The 23,879-nt window shown below is 75.7% G+C and carries 4 protein-coding genes; all 4 read left to right on the forward strand.

Annotated elements, in window-relative coordinates; translation table 11 throughout:
• On the forward strand, positions 1-3,033 hold a 3,033-nt coding region (locus tag IE251_RS16415; RefSeq protein WP_229896800.1), incomplete at its 5' end, for a type I polyketide synthase.
• Positions 3,034-3,081: 48 nt separating this feature from the next.
• On the forward strand, positions 3,082-13,782 hold the full coding sequence (locus tag IE251_RS16420) for a type I polyketide synthase (protein WP_189753711.1): 10,701 nt from the start codon (positions 3,082-3,084) through the stop codon (positions 13,780-13,782).
• A gap of 53 nt (positions 13,783-13,835) precedes the next feature.
• Positions 13,836-22,625 (forward strand): type I polyketide synthase, encoded by an 8,790-nt coding sequence (locus IE251_RS16425; RefSeq protein WP_189753712.1) that lies wholly within the window; start codon positions 13,836-13,838, stop codon positions 22,623-22,625.
• On the forward strand, positions 22,622-23,866 hold the full coding sequence (locus IE251_RS16430) for a cytochrome P450 family protein (RefSeq protein ID WP_189753713.1): 1,245 nt from the start codon (positions 22,622-22,624) through the stop codon (positions 23,864-23,866). Before IE251_RS16425 ends, IE251_RS16430 begins: the two co-directional genes overlap by 4 nt.
• The last annotated feature ends 13 nt before the right edge of the window (positions 23,867-23,879 follow it).

Genomic DNA, 23,879 nt, shown 5'->3' on the forward strand with positions numbered 1-23,879 from the left:
TACTGGGTCGAGCATGTCATCCGCACAGTGCGCTTTGCCGACGCGGTCAGCGCCGCCGACACCGGTGCCTGGATCGAACTCGGCCCGGACGGTGTCCTGTCGGCCCTGACGGAGAACGCGGTGCCGGTGTTGCGTAAGGACCGTGGCGAGTACCGGCAGGCCGTGACCGCGCTGGCGCACGGTTTCGTCCACGGCGCGGACGTGGACTGGCCCGCTCTGTTCGCCCCCTATGAGCCCCGGCGCGTGGCTCTGCCGACTTACCCGTTCCAGCGTGAGCGTTACTGGCTGGAGCCGGTCTCCGCCGGTGATGTCTCTTCGGCGGGTCTGTCCGAGGCGGGTCACCCTCTGCTCGCTGCTGCTGTCGAACTTCCGGACGGGGGGCTGGTGTTGACCGGCCGAATCGCCCTGTCCACCCACCCCTGGCTCGCCGGTCACACGGTGCTGGGCTCGGTCCTGCTGCCGGGCGCCGCGTTCGTGGAGCTGGCGCTGACGGCCGGGCGGCGTGCCGGGTGCCCGAGGGTCGAGGACCTGGTGCTCTCCGCGCCGCTGGTGGTGCCCCGCACGGGTGCCGTCCAGCTCCAAGTGGTGGTGGAGGCGCCGGGCGAGGACGGCGGTCGGGCCGTGGCGGTGTACTCGCGGCCGGCCTCCGACGGGGACGACGCCGAGTGGACCCAGCACGTGGCGGGCTCACTGAGTGCCGTCGAGGCGGCACCCGGCCCCGGGTTCGCCTGGCCGCCCGCCGACGCCGCGGTGGAGCGCGATCTGACCGGCCTTTACGACGGACTGGCCGAGCGCGGCTACGCCTACGGCCCGGTCTTCCAGGGCCTGAGCCGGCTCTGGCAGGAGGGCGAGGCGATCGTCGCGACGGTCGAGCTTCCGGCCCAGCAGCCCGGCGCGACGGGTGACTTCGTCGCTCATCCGGCCCTGCTGGACGCCGTCGTGCACCCGCTGTTGCCCGGCGTCGTCGACGACGAGCGCCCGGCCGGACTGCCGTTCGCCTGGAGCGGGGTGAGCGTCTACGCGACGGGTGCGACGCGGGTGCGGGTGCGGATCGCGCCGGTCGGCCCGGACACGGTGTCGCTGCACATGGTGGACGAGGGCGGCCGGACCGTGGCGAGGATCGACGCGCTGACCTGGCGGGCGGTGGAGGCCGGTTCCGTCCGGTCCGCCGGCCACCGGTCGCTGTACGAAGTCGCCTGGAACCCGGTCGAGTTGCCCGAGGGCGAGGACACCGGCTCGTGGACGGTGCTCGGCGCCCCCCGGTCCGGGATCCCCGGACACGCCGCCGATCTGGCGGTCCTGCGCGCCGGGCTCGACAGCGGTGAGCCGCTGCCACCGGTCGTGCTGGCACCCCTGGCGGCCGGTGGCCCGGCCGACGGGTCCGCCGTGGTCGGCGGCGCCCTGGAACTGGTGCAGGAGTGGCTGGCGGACCAGCGGTTCACCCGGGCGCGGCTGGTGGTCGTCACCACCGGCGCCGCCGGCCCGGACCCGGCGGACCTCTCCGGAGCCGCCGCGCTGGGCCTGTTGAGGTCGGCGCAGACCGAGCACCCCGACCGGCTGGTCCTGGTGGACGTGGACGACCTGGACGACGCGTGGCCGCTGCTGCCGGGCGCGGTGGCCTCGGGCGAGCCGCAGCTCGTCCTGCGCTCCGGTACCGCGCTGGTGCCCCGGGTGGTGCGGGCGGCGGCCGAGGACGGCGACGCGCGCGTCCCGTTCCCGACCGAGGGCACGACGCTGATCACCGGCGGTACCGGCACGCTGGGCCGCCTGCTCGCCCGGCACTTGGTGGGCACGCACGGGGTGCGCCGGCTGCTGCTGGCCGGGCGGCGTGGCCCGGACGCTCCCGGTGCTGCCGAACTCGTCACCGAACTCAAGGAGTTGGGGGCCGAGGCGGTCGACATAGCGGCCTGCGACGTGACGGACCGTACGGAGCTGGCGGAGCTTTTGGCCGAGGTGCCCGCCGCACACCCGCTGACCGCCGTGCTGCACCTGGCCGGGGTCGCCGACGACGGCGTCATCGCCTCCCTGGACCGGCGGAGGACGGCCGGCGTGTTCGAGCCCAAGGCGCTGTCCGCCTGGCACCTGCACGAGCTGACCCGCGACCTGGAGCTGTCCGCGTTCGTGCTGTTCTCCTCGGTCGCGGCCACCTTCGGCGCCCCCGGCCAGGGCAACTACGCGGCCGCCAACGCCTACCTCGACGCGCTCGCGCTGCACCGGCGCTCCCTCGGCCTCCCGGCGCAGGCCCTCTCCTGGGGCCTGTGGGCGCGCGAGAGCGGCATCACCGGCCGCCTGACGACCGCCGACCTGCGTCGGCTCGCCCGGGCCGGGGTCGTCGCGCTGGACGACGCCACCGGCCTGGACCTGTTCGACGCGGCCCTGGCCGCCGGCCGGCCGTGGCTGCTGCCGATGCGGCTGGACACCAAGGCGCTGCGCCTCCAGGGCGAGGCGCTGCCCGCGGTGCTGCGCGGCTTGGTCGCCACGGCCCGGCGGCCCGGCGGGACGGCCGGTGCGCCCGCCGAGAACCTGGTCGAGGTGCTGGCGCGCACCGCCCCGGAGGACCGGGAACGGCTGGTCGAGGAGGCGGTCCTGAGGGAGATCGCCGTCGTGCTCGGTCATGCCGGAGCCGACGGCCTCGACCGGGACCGGACCTTCGCGGAGCTGGGCTTCGACTCCCTGACCGCGGTGGACCTGCGCAACCGGCTCACCGCCCTGGCCGGACGGCGCCTGCCGGCGACGCTGGCCTTCGACTACCCGACGCCGACCGCCCTGGCCGGCTACCTGCGGGCCGAACTGTGCGCGGAGGTGTCCCAGGGACACCCCGTACTGGATCGCCTGGGCGAGCTGGAGGCCGAGCTCGCCACCGCCGAGCTCGACGCGGAGACCCGCGCGGAGGCCGCGGAACGGCTGGGCGCCCTGCTCTCCGCGTGGACGGGCGACGCCGAGGCGGCCCGGGCCGCCGGGCGGCTGGCCGACGCCTCCGCCGACGAGGTCTACGACTTCGTGAGCAAAGAACTCGGGATCTCCCTCAACTGAGCACCGCTGCAAGCCCGCTGTACTGCCGGACCGATCGGGGTGGAAGAGATGGCGAACGACGAGAAGTTGCTGAACTACCTCAAGCAGGTGTCCGCGGACCTGTACCAGGCCCAGCACCGGATCCGGGAGTTCGAGGAGCGTGACCAGGAGCCGATCGCGATCGTCGGGATGGCCTGCCGGTACCCCGGCGGGGTCCGCTCGCCGGAGGACCTCTGGCAGCTGGTGGCGGCCGGCGGCGACGCGATCACCCCGTTCCCGGTCAACCGCGGCTGGCCGTCGGACCTGTACGACCCGGACCCGGACCGGGCCGGGAAGACGTACAGCACGGACGGCGGATTCCTGCACGACGCGGGCGAGTTCGACGCCGAGTTCTTCGGCATGAGCCCGCGCGAGGCGACCGGTGTGGACGCCCAGCAGCGGCTGCTGCTGGAGACCGCCTGGGAGACCCTGGAACACGCCGGGATCGATCCGCTCTCCGTGCGGGAGCAGCCGCTGGGCGTCTTCACCGGCGTGATGTACGCCGACTACGGCTCCCGGTTCCTCACCGCCCCGGAGGGTTTCGAGGGCTACCTCGGCCACGGCAGCGCGGCGAGCATCGCCTCCGGGCGGATCGCCTACAACCTGGGCACGACCGGTCCGGCGGTCACCGTGGACACCGCGTGCTCCTCCTCCCTGGTCGCGCTGCACCTGGCGATCCGGGCGCTACGGGCGGGCGAGTGCTCGATGGCGCTGGCCGGCGGGGTCACGGTGATGTCCTCGCCGGCGGTCTTCGTCGAGTTCTCCCGGCAGCGCGGCCTCTCCTCGGACGGGCGGTGCAAGTCCTTCTCGGCCTCGGCCGACGGCGTCGGCTGGTCCGAAGGGGCCGGCCTGCTGCTGGTCGAGCGCCTCTCCGACGCCCGGCGCAACGGCCACCGGGTGCTCGCGGTGGTGCGCGGCAGCGCCGTCAACCAGGACGGTGCCTCGAACGGCCTGACCGCCCCCAACGGGCCCGCCCAGCAGCGGGTGATCCGCCAGGCGCTGGCCAACGCCGGGCTGACCACCCGGGACGTGGACGTGGTCGAGGCGCACGGCACCGGCACCAGGCTCGGCGACCCGATCGAGGCCGAGGCCCTGCTCGCCACCTACGGGCAGGACCGCCCGGCAGACCGGCCGCTGTACCTCGGCTCGGTGAAGTCCAACCTCGGCCACACCCAGGCCGCCGCCGGCGTCGCCGGTGTGATCAAGATGGTCATGGCGCTGCGCAACGGCGTGCTGCCCCGGACCCTGCACGCCGACGAGCCGTCCCCGCACGTCGACTGGACGGGTGGCACCGTCCGCCTGCTCGACCGCGAGCAGGACTGGACGCCGGGCGAGCGCCCCCGGCGCGCGGCCGTGTCCTCCTTCGGCATCAGCGGCACCAACGCCCACGTGATCATCGAGCAGGCCCCGGACGAGGAACCGGCCGGGGCGGCCGAGGCGGCCGACCGTACGCCGCCGGCCGTGGTGCCCTGGGTGCTCTCCGCCCGCAGCGCCGCCGCCCTGCGCGAACAGGCCGCCCGGCTCGCCGAGTTCCCGGTGGGAGACGTCGCCGACGCGGGCTGGTCACTGCTGACCGCCCGCGCCGCCTTCGAGCACCGCGCGGTGGTGCTCGGCACGGACCGCGCGGAACTCGTCGCCGGGGCCCGCGAGGTGTCCGAGGGCTCGGCCGGGGCGGTCGTCGGCGCGGGCCCCGCGCCCGGCCCCACCGTCTTCGTGTTCCCCGGGCAGGGCTCCCAGTGGGCCGGCATGGCGCACGAACTGCTCGCCACCTCACCGGCGTTCGCCGCCTCGATGGCGGAGTGCGACCGGGTGCTGGGTGAGCTGACCGGCTGGTCCGTCCTCGGCCTGCTGGCCGGAGCGGAGGACGCGCCGGCGCTGGAGGGCGACGACGTGGTGCAGCCCGCCCTCTTCGCGGTCATGGTGTCGCTGGCGGCGGCCTGGCGGGCGATCGGCGTCACCCCGGACGCCGTGATCGGGCACTCCCAGGGCGAGCTCGCGGCCGCCTGCGCGGTCGGCGCGCTGTCGCTGGAGGAGGCGGCCCGCGTGGTGGTCCTGCGCAGCCGCCTGCTGACCGAGCTGGCCGGCCTAGGCGGCCTGGTCTCGGTGCCGCTGCCGCTCGCCGAGGTCGAGCAGCGAATCGCCCGGTACGGCGAGGAGCTCTCGGTGGCCGCCGTCAACGGCCCGCGGGCCGTGGTCGTCGCCGGTTCCGCCGCCGCGCTGGAGCGCCTGCTCGCCGACCTGGCGGCCGACGGGATCGGCGCCCGCCGGGTGCCGATCGACTACGCCTCGCACTCCGCCCAGGTCGAAACGCTCCGCGACCGGCTGCTGGCCGAACTGGACGACCTCGCCCCGCGCTCCGCCGATACGCCGCTCTGGTCGACGGTCACCGGCGACTGGATCGACACCGCCCGCATGGACGCCGAGTACTGGTACCGCAACCTGCGCGGCACCGTGCGTTTCGCCGAGGGCACCGCCGCGCTGCTGGAATCCGGGCACGGCGTCTTCGTCGAGGTCAGCCCGCACCCGGTGCTGACCATGGCGATCAGCGAGACGGCCGAGGCGCGGGGCGCCGATCACGCCGTGGTGGTCGGCACGCTGCGCCGCGGCCAGGGCGGCCTGCGCCGGCTGCTCGACAACGCGGCCGCCCTCCATGTGCGGGGCGTGCCGGTGGACTGGCGGGCCCTCTTCGACGGTCCGCGTCCGCCGGCGGAACTGCCCACGTACGCCTTCCAGCGCACCGATTACTGGCTGCGCTCCGACGCGGCTGTGGGCGACGTCACGGCCGCCGGGCTCGGCGTCGCCGGTCATCCGCTGCTCGGCGCCGCGGTCGAACTGGCCGGTGGGGGCGTCGTGCTGACCGGACGGCTGGCGCTCGGCAGCCACCCGTGGCTCGCCGACCACGCCGTCATGGACACCGTGCTGCTGCCGGGCACCGGCCTGGTGGAGCTCGTCACCACCGCCGGCGACCGGGTGGGCTGCGGCCGCGTCGAGGAGCTCACCCTCACCACTCCGCTGCTGCTGCCGGCCCAGGGCGCGGTGCAGCTCCAGGTCGTCATCGGACCGGCCGACGAGGACGGCCGGCGAGAGGCCGCCGTCTACTCGCGGCCCGAGCCCGCCGAGGGGCTCGACCCCGAGTGGGTCGGCCACGCCACCGGCGCGGTCGGGCCCGGTGGGACGGCGTCCGGCGCGGCGGCGCCCGCCCGGTTGGGCGAGTGGCCGCCGGCCGGGGCCACCGAGGTCGGCCTGGACGGCGTGTACGCCCGGCTGGCCGCTCTCGGCCACGGCTACGGGCCACAGTTCCAGGGGCTGCGCGCGGTCTGGCGGCGGGCCGACGAGCTCTTCGCCGAGGTCGCGCTCGCCCCCGAACAGGCCGCCGAGGCATCCCGGTTCGTCCTCCACCCCGCCCTGTTCGACGCCGCCCTGCACCCGTTGCTGCGCGGTGTCGTCGACGACGGGCGGCACGGCGGGCTGCCGTTCTCCTGGAACGGCGTCGAGGTGCACGCCTCCGGCGCCACCCGGCTGCGGGTCCGCCTCACCCCGACCGGGCCCGACTCGGTGGCCCTGGCGCTCGCCGACACCGACGGCTCGCCCGTCGCCACCGTCGAATCACTCACCTGGCGTGAGGTCAGCCCTGAGGCGCTGCGCGGCGCCGGGCGGGTCCACGAGGACCTGTTCCGGATCGACTGGCGCGAGGCCCCGGCCACCGGGCCGTCGCCCGAGCGGCCCCTGCTGCTGGCGGCGGCGAGCCTGGCGCCGGCCTTCCCCGGCAGCCCCGTCCACCCGGACCCGCGGGCGCTGCGGCAGGCCCTGGACGGCGGCGCACCCGTGCCCGAGCTGGTGCTCACCAGCCTGACCGACCTCACCGACCTCACCGACCTCGCCGAAGACGCCGAACCCGCCGGGCCGGCCGGATCCGCCGACGGAGGCCGCGGCGACCGGCTCGCTGACACCCACCTCGCGGTCACCCGCGTCGCCGCGCTGCTGTCCGCCTGGCTGGCCGACGAACGGCTGTCCGGCTCCCGGCTCGCCGTGGTGACCGGCGGCGCCGTGGACGGCACCGACCTGGCCGCCGCGAGCGTCTGGGGCCTCGTCCGGGCCGCCCGTACCGAGCACCCCGACCGCTTCCTGCTGATCGACACCGACGACGTCGCCGCGCTGCCCGCCGCACTGGCCGTCGCCGAACCGGAGGTCCTGGTCCGCGACGGCGCCGTCCTGGTACCCCGGCTGGCCCGCGCGGACGCCGCCGAGGCCGGCCCCGGCCCGTTCGACCCCGCCGGCACGGTGCTGGTCACCGGCGCCACCGGCGCGCTCGGCACCCTGCTCGCCCGTCACCTGGTACGCGAGCATGGCGTGCGCCACCTGCTGCTGGTCAGTCGCAGCGGCCCGAAGGCCCCGGGCGCCGAGGAACTGCGCGCCGAACTGACCGGACTCGGCGCCGAGGTCACCCTCGCCGCCTGCGACGTCGCCGACCGGTCCGAGCTCGCCGCACTGCTGGCCGCCGTCCCCGCCGACCGGCCGCTGCGCGCCGTCGTGCACACCGCCGGGATCCTGGACGACGGGCTGGTCACCACGCTCACCCCCGAGCGGTACCAGGCCGTGCTGCGCCCGAAGGCCGACGCGGCCTGGCACCTGCACGAACTCACCCGCGACCTCGACCTCACCGCGTTCGTCCTCTACTCCTCGGCCGCCGCCACCTTCGGCGGCGCGGGCCAGGCCAACTACGCGGCGGCCAACGCCTTCCTCGATGCGCTCGCCGCCCACCGCGCCGGCCTCGGCCTGCCGGTGACCACCATCGCCTGGGGCCTGTGGGAGTCCGCCGGGAAGCTCACCGGTGCGCTCACCGACACCGACCGCAGCCGGATCGCCCGGGCCGGCATGCGACCGCTCACCGACGAAGAGGGCCTCGCGCTGTTCGACACCGTGCTGCGGGAGAACCACACCTGGGCCCTGCCCACCCGGCTCGACCGGGCCGCCCTGCGCGGCCTCGGCACCGGCCTGCCCGCCCTGCTGCGCGGCCTGGTGCGGACCGTCGCGCGCCGCGGCACGGCGGGCAGCGGCGAGAGCGCGTCCTCGCTGGCCGGCCGACTCGCCGGACTGTCCCCCGCCGACCGGACCCGGGCCCTGGTCGACCTGGTCCGCGGCCAGGTCGCCGAGGCGCTGGGACACCCCGACACCGCGGCGATCGAGCCGGACCGGGCCTTCACCGAACTCGGCTTCGACTCCCTGACCGCGGTCGAACTGCGCAACCGCCTCAAGACCGCGACCGGCCTGCGGCTGTCGGCCACCCTCGTCTTCGACTACCCGAGCGTGGCCGAACTCGCCGCCCACCTCGACAGCGAGCTCGGCGACGCCCCGGCGACCGCCCTGACGGCGGTGCCGAGCACGCCCCGGGCCGCCGCCACCGACGACGACCCGGTGGTCATCGTCGGCATGGCCTGCCGCTTCCCCGGCGGCGTCACTTCGCCGGACGACCTGTGGCGGCTGGTCAGCGACGGCGTCGACGCGATCGGGCCCTTCCCCGCCGACCGCGGCTGGAGCGCCGAGGAACTGTACGACGCGGACCCTGATGCCCCCGGGAAGACGTACACCGTCGAAGGAGGCTTCCTGGACGACGTGGACCGCTTCGACGCGGACTTCTTCGGCGTCTCGCCGCGCGAGGCGCTGTCGATGGACCCGCAGCAGCGGCTGCTGCTCGAGACCGCCTGGGAGGCCTTCGAGCACGCGGGCATCGACCCGCAGTCGCTGCGCGGCAGCGAGACCGGTGTGTTCGCCGGCATCAGTGGCCAGGACCACGGGACCCTGCTGGCCAGGTCCCCCGAGTTCGAGGGCTACCTGCTGACCGGCAGCGCGGGCGCCATCGCCTCCGGCCGCATCGCCTACACCTTCGGGTTCACCGGCCCGACGCTGACGCTCGACACGGCCTGCTCGTCCTCGCTGGTCGCCCTGCACCTCGCGGCGCAGGCACTGCGCAACGGGGAGTGCTCACTGGCGTTGGCCAGCGGCGTGATCGTGATGTCCACGCCGACGCTGTTCGTGGAGTTCTCGCGGCAGCGGGTGGGGTCGCCGGACGGGCGGTGCAAGTCGTTCTCGGCGGCGGCCGATGGTGCGGGGTGGTCGGAGGGTGCGGGTGTTCTGGTGCTGGAGCGTCTTTCGGATGCCCGGCGTCATGGGCATCAGGTGCTGGCGGTGGTGCGGGGCAGTGCGGTCAATCAGGACGGTGCCAGCAATGGGTTGACGGCGCCGAACGGTCCGTCGCAGGAACGGGTGATTAGAGCGGCGTTGGCGTCGGCGGGTCTCGCGGCGCACGAGGTCGACGCGGTGGAGGCACACGGCACGGGGACCAGGCTCGGGGACCCGATCGAGGCGCAGGCACTGCTGGCGACGTACGGGCAAGGGCGGCCGGCCGAGCGGCCGTTGTGGCTGGGATCGATCAAGTCGAACATCGGGCACACCCAGCACGCGGCGGGGATGGCGGGTGTCATCAAGATGGTGATGGCGATGCGGCATGGTGTGCTGCCGCGGTCATTGCACCTGGATGAGCCGACCTCGCATGTGGACTGGGACGCGGGGGCGGTGGAGCTGCTTTCGCAGGCCCGGGAGTGGTCTGTGGGGGAGCGGCCTCGGCGGGCGGGTGTGTCGTCGTTCGGGATCAGCGGGACGAACGCGCATGTGATCGTGGAGGAAGGCGATCCCGCTCCAGTAACTGAGCTTGCTGGTGGCCGGGTGGGGATGCCGGTGGTGCCGTGGGTGGTGTCGGCGCGGTCGGAGGAGGCGTTGCGGGCGCGGCTGGACCAGGCGGCGTCGGTGACCGGTGATCCGGTGGATGTGGGCTGGTCGCTGGTGACATCGCGGTCGGTGTTCGCGCACCGGGCGGTACTACTCGGCGGGAACTGGGAGGAGCTCGTCTCTTCCGCTCCAGTGGTGGCGAGTGGATCTGCTCGTGGTGTGGGTGTGTTGTTCGCGGGCCAGGGTGGTCAGCGGGTGGGGATGGGCCGGGAGTTGTACGAGGCGTTCCCGGTGTTCCGCGCTGCCTTCGACGAGGTGTGTGCCGGGCTGGGTGTGCCGGTGGAGCAGGCCGTGGTCTCGGGTGAGGGTTTGGGTCGTACGGGGTTGGCGCAGCCGGCGTTGTTCGCGTTGCAGGTGGCGCAGTTCCGACTTCTGTCGTCGTGGGGTGTGAGTCCGGGTGTGCTGGTGGGGCATTCGGTGGGTGAGATCGCGGCGGCTCATGTGGCGGGTGTGCTGGATCTGGTGGATGCGTGCCGGCTGGTGCGTGCCCGCGCGGGGCTGATGGACGCCCTGCCCGCGGGCGGGGTGATGGTCGCGGTCGAGGCGGCGGAGGACGAGGTCGTGCCGCTGCTGACGGCCGGTGTGGGCATCGCGGCGGTCAACTCACCTACATCGCTGGTCGTTTCCGGCGTCGAAGCCGAAGTACTGAAGGTGATCGAGGGGTTGCCGGGCCGGCGCACGAAGCGGCTGGAGGTGAGTCATGCTTTCCACTCCCCGTTGATGGAGCCGATGCTGGAGGACTTCCGCACCGTCGTGGAGAGCCTGACCTTCCACGCCCCGCAGCTCGCGGCGGTCTCCTCGGTCACCGGCCGCCCGGTCGAGGACGAGTGGTCCCAGCCTCAGTACTGGGTCGAGCATGTCATCCGCACAGTGCGCTTTGCCGACGCGGTCAGCGCCGCCGACACCGGTGCCTGGATCGAACTCGGCCCGGACGGTGTCCTGTCGGCTCTGACGGAGAACGCGGTGCCGGTGTTGCGTAAGGACCGTGGCGAGTACCGGCAGGCCGTGACCGCGCTGGCGCACGGTTTCGTCCACGGCGCGGACGTGGACTGGCCCGCTCTCTTCGCTCCCCACGAGCCCCGGCGCGTTGCCCTGCCGACCTACCCGTTCCAGCGCGAGCGTTACTGGCTGGAGCCGGTCTCCGCCGGTGATGTCTCGTCGGCGGGTCTGTCCGAGGCGGGGCACCCTCTCCTCGCTGCTGCTGTCGAACTTCCGGACGGCGGTTTGGTGTTGACCGGTCGGATCACCCTGTCCACCCACCCCTGGCTCGCCGACCACGCCATCGGCGGGACGGTCGTGCTGCCCGGGGCGCTCCTGCTCGACCTGGTGATCGCCGCCGGCGACCAGGCAGGGGTGGCCCGGGTGGAGGAGGCCGTCGAGGCGGTGCCGCTCGTCGTGCCCGAACACGGTGCGCTCCGGGTGCAGGTGGCCGTCGGTGCGGCGGCCGAGGACGGCCGACGGCCGGTCACCGTCCGTTCGCGCCCCGACCGGGGCGAGGCCGAGGACCAGGCCGAGGAGTGGACGACGCACCTGACGGCGACCGTCGGCGCCGAGCAGGAGAACGCCGAGCAGCGGAGTGCCGAGCAGCGGATTGCCGAGCCGGCGCCCTGGAGCCCCGGCGAGGAGCCGGCCGAGGAACTGGCCGAGGAGACGGTGGCGGAGCGGATCACCGACCAGGCCGTCGAGTACGGCCCGGCCTTCCCCGCGCCGCGACGGGTGCGGCGGGAGGGGGACCGGGTCCGGGCCGAGGCCGAGGTGGCCGAGGCGGGCGGGTTCGTTCTGCACCCCGCCCTGTTGGACGCGGCGCTGCGGTCCTGGGCGGTTGCCCAGGGCGCGGGCGAGCCGCTGGTGCCGGTCGCCTGGTCGGGTGTGCAGGTTCACGCCGGGGCCGCCACCGCCGTCCGTGCCGTGATCGACCGGGCAGAGGAGGCTGCGGACACCGTCTCGGTGGTCCTCACCGACCCGGACGGCGCGGTGGTCGCCACGGCCGAGGCGGTCCGGCTCGCGCCGTCGTCGGCGCCGTCGCTCTCCCCGGCGCCTTCGTGGGCCGGGCGTCGCGGACCGGACAGCCTCTTCCGGCTCGACTGGCAGCCCGTCGACGTCCCGGCCGCCCCGACGGACCCCGCCGACTGGGCCGTGCTCGGCGAGGCGCTGCCCTGGCGCCGACAGCCGTCGCCCGCCCGCGTCTTCACCGACCTCGGCGCGCTGAGCAGTGCCGTCGACGGGGGTGCCGCCGTGCCGTCGGTGGTCCTGGCCCGGGTGGTGCCGCCGGCCGGGGACCCGGTGGACTCCGCGCACACCCTCGCGCGGGACACCCTGGACCTGGTCCAGGGGTGGCTGGCGGACGAGCGGTTCGCCGACTCCCGGCTGGTCCTGGTCTGCGCGGGAGCCGTGGACGGCGGGGATCCGGTGGCCGCCGTCGCGTGGGGCCTGGTCCGGTCGGCGCGGTCGGAGCACCCGGGCCGGTTCGCCCTGGTGGACCTGGAGCGGGGTGCGGACGCCGCCCTGCTGACCACCGTCCCGTTCGGCGAGGAGAGCGAGGTGGTGGTCCGCGACGGCAAGGTGCTGGTGCCCAGGCTGGTCCGCGCGGCCGCCGCCGAGGCCGGCCCCGGTGCGTTCGACCCCGACGGCACCGTCCTGGTCACCGGCGCCACCGGTGTGCTGGGCAGCCTGCTGGCCCGGCACCTGGTGACCGTCCACGGCGTCCGGCACCTGCTGCTGGTGAGCCGCAGCGGCCCGAAGGCCGCGGGCGCCGAGGAACTGCGCGCCGAACTGACCGGGCTCGGCGCCGAGGTGACCGTCGCGGCCTGTGACGCGGCCGACCGGTCCGCGCTGGCGGCCCTCCTGGCCACGGTCCCGGCCGGGCACCCGCTCACCGCGGTCGTCCACACGGCGGGTGTGCTGGACGACAGCCTGATCACCGAGATGACCGCCGGGCAGCTGGCCGGGGTGCTGCGGCCCAAGGTGGACGCGGCCTGGCACCTGCACGAGCTGACCCGCGACCTGGGGCTGTCCGCCTTCGTGCTCTACTCCTCTGCGAGCGGTGTGCTCGGCGGTGTCGGCCAGGCCAACTACGCGGCGGCCAACGCCTTCCTCGACGCGCTCGCCGCCCGGCGGGTCGCCGAGGGCCTGCCCGCGACCTCCCTGGCGTGGGGCCTGTGGGCGGACGCCAGCTCGATGACGGGCCACCTGTCCGAGTCGGACCTGCGCCGGCTGGCACGCGGCGGCCTGGTGCCGCTGACCGCCCAGGACGGCATGGAGCTGTTCGCCCGGGCCCTCGCCGAGGGCGAGCCGCTGCTGGCGGCGGTCCGCTGGGACCTGGGCGCGCTGCGTTCCCAGGGTGCCGCGCTGCCGTCCGTGCTGCGCGGCCTGGTCCGGGTGCCCGCCGGTCGCCGGGAGGCCGCGGGGTCGCGGGCCGACTCGCTGCCGGAGCGGCTCGCCCGGGTCGGCGGGGACGAGCGCGAACGGCTCCTGCTGGACGCCGTCCGGGAGACGATCGCCGCCGTGCTGGGACACGACGGCATCCAGCGGATCCAGCCCGACCGGGCGCTGTCGGACCTCGGCTTCGACTCGCTGGCCGCGGTCGAACTGCGCAACCGGCTGGCCCTGTCGAGCGGCGTCCGGCTCTCCCCGGGCCTGGTCTTCGACCACCCGACCGCCGCGGCGATCGCCGCCCACCTCGCCGAGCGCCTGGTGCTGCCCGACACGGAGCGGCAGCCGGTCGGCAGCGTGACGGCGGAACTGGACCGGCTGGAGGCGGCGCTGGCCGCCGCACCGGCGGCCGAGGTGGACGGCCGGCTGGTCGCGGCCCGGCTGGAGGCACTGCTCGACCGGTGGCGGGAGGCCGCGGCGGGTCCCGAGCGGGCGGGGGAACGCGAACGGATCGCCAGCGTCTCGGTCGACGAGCTGTTCGACATCATCGACGCCGAGCTCGACACCCCGTGACAGGCCCGGACACGGCGCGGAACCGCACGACGCAGCACAGGGAGGAACGACAGGTGTCAGAGCCGGAGCAGGACAAGGTCGTCGAGTATCTGCGGCGGGTCACCGCGGACCTCAAGAGGTCCCGGCAGCGGGTGCGCGAACTGGAGGACCGGGAGCACGAGCCGATAGCGATCATCGGCATGGCCTGCCGCTACCCGGGCGGGGTCCGGTCGCCGGAGGACCTCTGGCGGCTGGTCGCCGAGGGCGGCGACGCGATGTCGGAGTTCCCGGTGGACCGGGGCTGGCCGGCCGACCTCCACCACCCGGACCCGGACCACCCCGGCACCACCTACGCGCGGGCCGGCGGGTTCCTCCACCGGGCCGGGGAGTTCGACGCGGGCTTCTTCGGCATCTCGCCGCGCGAGGCGCTGGCCATGGACCCGCAGCAGCGCCAGCTCCTGGAGACGGCGTGGACGGTCGCGGAGAGCGCGGGCATCGACCCGCTCACGCTGTCCGGCAGCGACACCGGCGTCTTCGTCGGCGCGATGTACCAGAACTACGCGCTGCGCAACGGCGAGGTGCCCGAGGAGGTGGAGGGCTACCTGATCAGCGGCAGCGCGGACAGCGTGGTCTCCGGCCGGGTCTCCTACGCCCTCGGCCTGGTCGGCCCCGCGGTCACGGTGGACACCGCCTGCTCCTCCTCGCTGGTGGCCCTGCACCTGGCCGCCCAGGCGCTGCGCAACGGCGAGTGCTCGCTCGCGATGGCCGGCGGTGTCACCGTGATGTCCACACCGACCCTGTTCCTGGAGTTCTCCCGGCAGCGGGGGCTGTCCGCGGACGGGCGGTGCAAGTCCTTCGCGGCCGCCGCGGACGGCACCGGCTGGTCCGAGGGGGTCGGCCTGGTGCTGCTGGAACGGCTCTCCGACGCGCGGCGCAACGGCCACCGGGTGCTGGCGGTGGTGCGCGGCAGCGCCGTCAACCAGGACGGCGCGTCGAACGGCCTGACGGCTCCCAACGGGCCGTCCCAGCGCCGGGTGATCCGCCGTGCGCTGGCCAACGCGCGGCTGACCCCGCTGGACGTGGACGCGGTGGAGGCGCACGGCACCGGCACCAGGCTCGGCGACCCGATCGAGGCCGAGGCCCTGCTCGCCACCTACGGTCGGGACCGTCCGTCCGGCCGGCCGCTGCGCCTGGGCTCGGTGAAGTCCAACCTGGGCCACACCCAGGCCGCCGCCGGCGTCGCCGGTGTGATCAAGATGGTGCTGGCGCTGCGGCACGGTCTGCTGCCGAAGACGCTGCACGTGGACGCGCCCTCCCCGGACGTGGACTGGGACTCCGGCGGTGTCGAGCTGCTGACCGAGCCGATGGCCTGGCCGGAGACCGGCCGGCCGCGCCGGGCGGCCGTCTCCGCGTTCGGGATCAGCGGCACCAACGCCCACGTGGTGCTGGAGCAGGCCCCGGAGCCGGCGCCCGGCGAGGCCCCGGAGCCGTCCGGGCGGGCCCGAGGCGCGACCGCCGGCGGCGTGGTGCCGTGGGTGGTCTCCGCCCGGGGCGCGGAGGCACTGCGTACCCAGGCCGGTCGGCTGGCCGAGTTCCTCGCCGCCGGGCCCGGGCCCGACCCGGTCGACGTCGCGTGGTCGCTGGTGACCACCCGCGCGGCGCTGGAGGACCGCGCCGTGGTGCTGGGCGGCGACCCGGAGCAGTTGCTGGCCGGGCTGCGGGCGGTCGCGGCGGGCGCCGAGCACCCGGCGGTGGTCCGCGCCACCGGCCCGGCCGGGGCGGGGCGCGGGGTGGCCTTCCTCTTCACCGGGCAGGGTTCGCAACGGGCGGGCATGGGAGCCGAGCTGGCCGAGGCGTACCCGGTCTTCGCGGCCGCGCTCGACGAGGTCTGCGCCGAACTCGACCCGCTGCTCGGGGTCTCGCTGCGCGAGGCGATCACCACCGGGACCGCCGCCGACGGCCGCTCGCTGGACCGGACCGACCTGACCCAGCCGGCGCTGTTCGCCGTCCAGGTCGCGCTGGTCAGGCTGGCGGAGTCCTGGGGCATCCGGCCGGCGGCCGTGGCCGGCCACTCGATCGGTGAGCTGACGGCCGCGTACGTCGCGGGCGTGTGGTCGCTGCCGGACGCCTGCGCCGTGGTGGCCGCCCGTGGCCGGCTGATGCAGGCGCTGCCGCCCGGCGGCGCGATGCTCGCCGTCCAGGCCGACCGGGAGCGAGTGGCGGCCTGGGTGGCCGAGCAGGCGCCCGGCGTCGACGGCGAGTTGGCGATCGCCGCCGTCAACGGCCCGTCCTCCGTGGTGGTTTCGGGACGCGCGCGGGCGGTCGAGGCGGTCGGCCGGGCGGCGCGCGAGGCCGGCTGCCGGACCAAGGCGCTCACCGTCAGCCACGCCTTCCACTCGCCGCTGATGCGGCCGATGCTCGACGCCTTCGCCGAGGTGCTGGCCACCGTCGCGACCCGGCCGCCGGTGCTGCCCGGGGTCGCCGCGGTGACCGGGCAGTGGAGCGACGGCGACTCCTGGGGCTCGTCCGCATACTGGGCCGAGCAGGTCTGCGCGCCGGTGCGGTTCGCGGACGTGGCCGCCACCCTGCTCGCCGACGGCTTCGACACCTGCCTGGAGGCAGGTCCCGACGGTGTGCTCTCGGCGCTGGTCACCGAGACCGCCGAGCACCTCGGGGCCGCGCGGCGCACCGGCTCCCCGGAGGCTGCCGACGGCTCCCCGAAGGGCTCCGCGGACGCCGGGCGCCCGCGTGCCCCGCTGGCCGTCCCGTTGCTGCGCCGCGGCCGCCCGGAGCGCGCCGCCGCGCTGGCCGCGGCCGCCGCACTGTTCACCGCCGGAGCGCCGGTCGACTGGGCCGGGCTCCTCCAGGCCGGACCCGACGACCGGCCCGCGCCGGTGGAGCTGCCGACCTACACCTTCCGCACCGACCGGTACTGGCTCCCCGCGGAGGCGGAGGAGGCCGAGGGTGCCTCCGGGGCCGAGCGGGCCGACGGGACGGACGGTGCCGGCGCGGCCGACGCCGAGTTCTGGCGCCTGGTCGAGCGGGGGGACCTCGACGGGCTCACCGACGCCCTGCGGGTGACCGAGGACGTTCCGCTGAGCCGCGCACTGCCGGCGCTCTCCACCTGGCACCGCTCCCGCCGGGCGGACGAGCAGGCCGCGCAGTGGCTCTACCGTACGCGCTGGCAGCGTCTGCCCGCCGTCCCGGCCGTCGTCCCCGGGCGCTGGCTGGTCGTCGTCCCGGACGCCCCCGGGGAGCAGGCCTGGTCGACAGCGGTGGTCGAGGCGCTGCGCGGGCACGTCGAGCCGGTCGTGGTCCCGGTGGGCGCGCGGGCGACGCTGGCCGACCGGCTGGGCGCCGTCCTCGCCGAAGGGCCGCGACCGGCCGGACTGCTCTGCCTGGCGGGTGTCGACGAGCGGCCGGAACCCGGCCACCCGGAGGTCACCCGCGGCCTCGCCGACACCCTCGCCGTCCTCCAGGCCGCACCGGGCCTCGGACTCCCGGTGTGGACGGCGACCAGGGAGGCGGTGGCGGCGACCCCGCACGACGGTCCGGCCGGCTTCGCCCAGGCCCCGGTGTGGGGCCTGGGCCAGGCGGCCCGGCTGGAGCAACCACAGTGCTGGGGCGGGCTGGTGGACCTGCCGGCCGAGCCGGACGGGACCACCGGCGCCCTGCTGGCCGCCGTGCTCTCCGGCACGGCCCGGCCGGGTGGCGAGGACCAGGCGGCGATCCGCCGCGCGGCCGTCCACGTCCGCCGGCTGGTCCGCTACCGGCCCGCCGCCCCGTCGTCGGGGTGGCGCCCGTCCGGCACCGTCCTGGTGGCCGGCGGCACGGGCGCGCTCGGCGCCGAGGTCGCCCGCTGGCTCGCCCGGGAGGGCGCCGGGCACCTGGTGCTCACCAGCCGCAGGGGACCGGACGCGCCGGGAGCCGCGGACCTCGCCGCCGAACTGACCGCGCTGGGCGCCGAGGTGACCGTCGCGGCCTGCGACGCGGCGGACGGCGAGGCGCTCGCCGCGCTGCTGGACACGCTGCCCGCCCCGCTCACCGCCGTCGTGCACGCCGCCGGCGTCCTGGACGACGGGGTGCTCTCCGCGCTCACCCCCGCCCGGCTCGCCGAGGTGGCCCGGGCCAAGGCCGTCGCCGCGCTCAACCTGCACCGGCTCACCCTCGGCGCCGAGCTGTCGGCCTTCGTGCTGTTCTCCTCGATCGCCGGCACGCTGGGCAGCGCGGGGCAGGGCAACTACGCGGCGGCCAACGCCTTCCTCGACGCCCTGGCCGAGCACCGGGTGCGGAACGGCCTGCCGGCCACCTCGATCGCCTGGGGCCCGTGGGCCGGGGCCGGGATGGCGGCGGGGGAGGGGGTCCGGGAGAAGCTGGCCCGGCTCGCCGTCGAGCCGATGGCGGCCCGGCCCGCCCTCGCCGCGCTGCGGACGGCCGTGGGCAGTGGCGCGGCCGGCGTCGTCGTCGCCGACGTCCGGTGGGCGCGGCTGGTCGCCGGAGGCCCCCCGCCGCCGCTGCTCGCCGAGCTGCCGGAGGCCCGACCGGCCCCCGGTGCCCCGGCCACCGGCGCCCCGGCGCCCGCGCAGGCCCGGCTCGCCGATCTACCGCCCGGCCAACTCGACCGCGCACTGCGTGAGTTGGTGACGGAGAAGGCGGCACAGGCGCTGGGCCACCAGGACACGTCGGCGTTCGCGGCCGACACGTCGTTCCGCGCACTCGGGCTCGACTCGCTGACCGCCGTCGAACTGCGCAACGCGCTGGCCGGCGCCCTCGGTGTGGCCCTGCCGCCCACCCTCGCCTTCGACCACCCCACCCCGCAGGCCCTCGCCGCGCACCTGCGCACCCTGCTGCGGCCGGCCCCGGTGCCGGCCCCCGGCCGTGACCTCCCGGACGGGGAGGGCCGGACCGCCGAGGACCCGATCGCCATCGTCTCGATGGACTGCCGCTTCCCCGGTGGCGTCACCGGCCCGGACGAGTTCTGGGAGCTGCTGGCGGCCGGGCGCGACACCGTCACCGGATTCCCCACCGACCGCGGCTGGGACCTGACGGCCCTCTACCACCCCGACCCGGACCACCCCGGCACCAGCTACACCCGTCACGGGGCCTTCCTCGACGCCCCCGACCGCTTCGACGCGGCCTTCTTCGGCATCGGCGCGCGCGAGGCGGCGGCCATGGACCCGCAGCAGCGGCTGCTGCTGGAGATCTCCTGGCGGGCCGTGGAACGCGCGGGCGTCGACCCGCTGTCGCTGCGGGGGAGCCGCACCGGGGTCTTCATCGGCACCAACGGGCAGGACTATCTGTCCTTCGTCGACGGGATCCCGGACGGGCTGGCCGGCTACCTCGGCACCGGCAACGCGGCCAGCGTGCTCTCCGGCCGGATCGCCTACACCCTCGGCCTGCACGGCCCGGCGCTCAGCGTGGACACCGCCTGCTCCTCCGGGCTGGTGGCCCTGCACCTCGCCGCCAACTCGCTGCGCACGGGTGAGTGCTCACTGGCGCTGGTCGGCGCGGCGACGGTGATGTCCAGCCCGGGCGTCTTCGTGGACTTCAGCCGCCAGCGCGGCCTCGCCGAGGACGGTCGCTGCAAGGCGTTCGCGGCCGCCGCGGACGGCACCGGATGGGGCGAGGGGGCCGGCGTGCTGCTGCTCGAACGGCTCTCCGACGCCCGCCGCAACGGCCACCCGGTGCTCGCCGTGCTGCGCGGCACCGCGGTCAACCAGGACGGCGCCTCGAACGGCCTGACCGCACCCAACGGGCCGGCCCAGCAGCGGGTGATCGGAGCGGCGCTGGAGGCGGCGGGCCTGGCGCCCGACGAGGTCGACGCGGTCGAGGCGCACGGCACCGGCACCACGCTCGGCGACCCGATCGAGGCCCAGGCGCTGCTCGCCACCTACGGGCAGGGCCGTCCCGCCGACCGCCCGCTCCACCTCGGCTCGGTGAAGTCGAACATCGGCCACACCCAGGCCGCCGCCGGACTCGCCGGGCTGATCAAGATGGTGCTGGCGCTGCGCCACGGCCTGCTGCCGAGGACACTGCACGTGGACGCGCCCTCCCCGCACGTGGACTGGTCCACCGGCGCGGTGTCCCTGCTGACCGAGCCGGTCGCCTGGCCGGACACCGGCCGGCCGCGCCGGGCGGCGGTCTCCGCGTTCGGGATCAGCGGCACCAACGCCCACGTCATCCTCGAACACACGCCCGATCCGGCGCCCGCCGAGGCCCCGGCCGGACCGTCGCCGTCACCGTCGTCGCCGGTGCCGATCCCGCTCTCCGCCCGGAGCGCGGCGGCGCTGCGCGCCCAGGCCCGGCTGCTGCGCGGCCACCTCGACGCCCACCCCGGGCAGAGCCTCGCCGACCTCGGCCACTCGCTGGCCACCGGCCGTGCCGCGCTGACCCACCGGGCGGTGCTCCTCGCGGAGGACCGGGCGGGTCTGGCCGCCGGCCTCGCCGCCCTCGAAGCCGGCCGGCCGGCCGCCGGCCTGCTGGACGGCCGGGTGGCCCCGACCGCTCCGGTGGCCTTCCTCTTCACCGGTCAGGGAAGCCAACGCCCGGGCATGGGACGGGAGTTGTACGAGTCGTTCGAGGTCTTCCGCACGTCCTTCGACGAGACCTGCGCGGCACTCGAAGCACGGCTCGGCCACCCGCTGCGGGAGGTGGTCCTCGCCCCGGCCGGCTCCACCGAGGCCGGCCTGCTCGACCGGACCGGCTACGCCCAGGCGGCGCTGTTCGCCGTGGAGGTCTCCCTCCACCGGCTGGTCGGGTCCCTGGGCGTGCTGCCGGACCTGGTGGCCGGCCACTCGGTCGGCGAACTGGCGGCCGCGCACGCCGCGGGCGTCTTCGACCTGGACGACGCCGCGGCGCTGGTCGCCGCCCGCGCCCGGCTGATGCAGCAACTGCCGCCCGGCGGCGCGATGGTGGCCGTCGAGGCGGGCGAACAGGAGCTCGCGGAGCTGATCGCGGACCGGGCCGGGCAGGTGTCCGTCGCCGCGGTCAACGGACCCACCGCCACCGTGCTCTCGGGCGACGAGGACGCCGTCCTGGAACTCGCCGCCCGACTGGCGCAACGGGGCCGGCGCACCAAGCGGCTGCGGGTCAGCCACGCGTTCCACTCCCCGCGCATGGACGACATGCTGGCGGAGTTCCGGGCCGAGGCCGAGCGGATCTCCTACCGCGCGCCCGACCTCCCCCTCGTCTCCAATGTGACCGGAGACCTGGCCGACCCGGCCGAACTGGCCACCCCGGACTACTGGGTGCGGCACGTCCGCCACACGGTCCGCTTCGCCGATGGCGTCCGCGCCCTGGAACGGCAGGGCGCGCGCACCTTCGTCGAGCTCGGCCCGGACGGCGTGCTGAGCGCGCTGGCCCGGGACTGCCTCGTCGCCCCCGGCGCGGCGCGGGCCGTCCCGCTGCTGCGCGCCGACCGTCCGGACCGCGCCGCGCTGACCGCCGCGCTCGGCCGGCTGTACGTGCACGGGCTGCCGGTGGAACTGGACGGCCTGTGCGAGGGCGGCCGCCGGGTCGACCTGCCCGTCTACCCGTTCCAGGGCCGCGTCCACCGGCTGACCGCGACCCGCTCGCTGACCCGCTCCCCGTCGGCGCCCGCCACGACCGACGCCGCGCCGACGGCGGACCCGCTCGTCGAGGAGAAGCCGGACGAGGCCGAGACCGGGGCCGAAGCGCTGCGCCGACGGCTGCGCGAGACCCCGGTGGCCGCCCGGACCGATCTGCTGGCCGAGCTGGTCACCGGCCAGCTCGCCGCTGTACTGGGAGAGGCGGAGGAAATGACCCGATCCGGCGAGGCTTTCAGCGAACGCGGACTGACCTCCCTCGGCATGGCCGAGCTGCGCAACCGGCTGCACGAGGCGACCGGGGTCCGGCTCGCCCCGTCCGCGATCACCGACCACCCGACTCCCGTCGCGCTGGCCGCCTACCTCGCCGCCCGGATCGTCGAGTCGCTGCCCGTCGACGAACTGCCCGTCGTACAGGTCCCGCCGGCCGACCGGCCTGCCGCCACCCCACCCGGGGCCGGGCCCGCCGGCTCCCCGCTGGTCACGCTCTTCCGGCAGGCGATCCTGGCCGGCCGGGCCGGTGAGGGGCTGCGGCTGCTCGCCGCCGCCGCCGGCCTGCGGGACCAGCCGGACGGGCCGCCCGCCGTCCCGCGCCGCGACCGTTTCGCCACCGGCCCCGCCGACGTGCCGCTGGTCTGCTTCCCCTCGCTGGTCGCACCCGCGCACGCCTACCAGTACGCCCGGTTCGCCGCCCCCTTCCGGGGCCGGCGCGAGCTGACCGTGGTCTCACCGTCCGGCTACGCCCCCGGCGAGACCCTGCCCGACACCCTCGCGGAACTCGTCGCGCAGCAGGTGGCGGCCGTACGCGCCGAACACGGCGACCGGCCGGTCGCGCTGCTCGGCTACTCCTCGGGAGGCTGGCTGGCGCAGGCCGTGGCCGAGGCGCTCGCGGAGGACGGCGGCGCGCCGTCCGCCGTGGTCCTGCTCGACACCCACCTGCCCGGCAGCGCGGGGCTCACCGCCCTGGAGTCGGCGATCTTCGGCGCCCTGGCCGACCGTGCCGACGTGGTCGAACTGACCACCGACACCGGGTTGAGCGCCATGGGCCGTCACTTCGAGCTGTTCCGCGGCTGGCGGCCGGCCCCGGTGGCGAGCCCGACCCTGCTCATCCGGGCGACCAGCCCCCTCGCCGGAACCCCGGAGGACCGACCGGCCCCCCTGGCGTCCTGGCCCCACCGGCACCGAACCATCGACGTGCCGGGCGACCACTTGACCATCATCGGCGACTCCGCAGCCTCGACCGGCCATGCCGTCGAGACCTGGCTGTCCGGAGCGGAACGGGAGCAAGCGACACGATGACCAGCGGACCCACCCCTGCCGACTCCCCGGCCGTCACCGCGCCGGAGACGGTCTTCGGACCGGCCTTCCTGCAGAACCCCTACCCCGCCTACGACGTCCTGCGCACCGAGGCGCCGGTCGGCCGCCACGTGGTGAAGACCCTCGCCTCCGAGGTCAACGCCTGGGTGGTGACCCGGCACGAGGACGTCCGGGCGCTGCTGGCCGACCCGTCGCTCTCCAAGGACGCGCTCGGCCTGCCGCGGATCATCGAGCGCCACGCCCCGCAACCCGACGGCTCGACCGGCGGCCACCCGCGCAGCATGCTGTTCAGCGATCCGCCGGACCACACCCGGCTGCGCCGCATCGTCTCCAAGGCGTTCACCATGCGCCGGGTCGAGCGGATGCGGCCGTGGATCGAACAGCTCGCCGACGACCTCGTCGACGAGATCGTGCCCGGCGCCGAGTTCGACCTGATGGAGCAGATCGCGCTGGCGTTCCCGATCTACGTGATCGGCGCCCTGCTCGGCGTCCCGGCGGCCGACTTCGCGGACCTGCGCCGCTGGAACGGCGTGCTCTCCAGCGTCGAGGCCGGCGCCGCCGAGAAGCGGGAGGCGATCGAGCTGTCCTACGCCCACCTGGAGTCGGTGGTGGCCGCCAAGCGCCGCGCTCCCGCCGACGACCTGGTGAGCGCGCTCATCGAGGCCGAGGAGGACGGTGACCGGCTGGACGGCGGCGAACTGATCTCCAGCCTCTTCCTGCTGATGAACGCCGGCTACGAGACGACCGCCAACCTGATCGGCAGCGGGGTGCTCGCCCTGATCCAGCACCCCGACCAGCACCGCCGACTGCGCGAGGACCCGGCCCTGCTCCCCGGCGCGGTCGAGGAACTCCTGCGCTACGAAAGCCCGTTGAACCTCGCCACCATCCGGTACACCACCCGGCCGGTCCAGGTCGGCGAGGCGCTCATCCCGGCGGACGAGATCGTCTTCGTCTCGCTCTGCGCCGCCAACCGGGACCCGGCCGTCTTCGACCGGCCGCACGCGCTGGACGTCGGCCGGAAGAAGAACCAGCACCTCTCCTTCGGCCACGGCATCCACCACTGCATCGGCGCGCCGCTGGCCCGCCTCGAAGGGGAGGTCCTGTTCGGCCGGCTGCTCGGCCGCTTCCGGCGCTGGGAGCTGGCCGTCCCGGCCGAGCACCTGGTGTGGCGGCACAGCCTCCAGTTCCGCGGACTGGCGAGCCTGCCGGTCCGGATGTCCTGAACCCCGCACCGGC

This window comes from Streptomyces eurythermus, assembly GCF_014649115.1.
Lineage (GTDB): Bacteria > Actinomycetota > Actinomycetes > Streptomycetales > Streptomycetaceae > Streptomyces > Streptomyces eurythermus.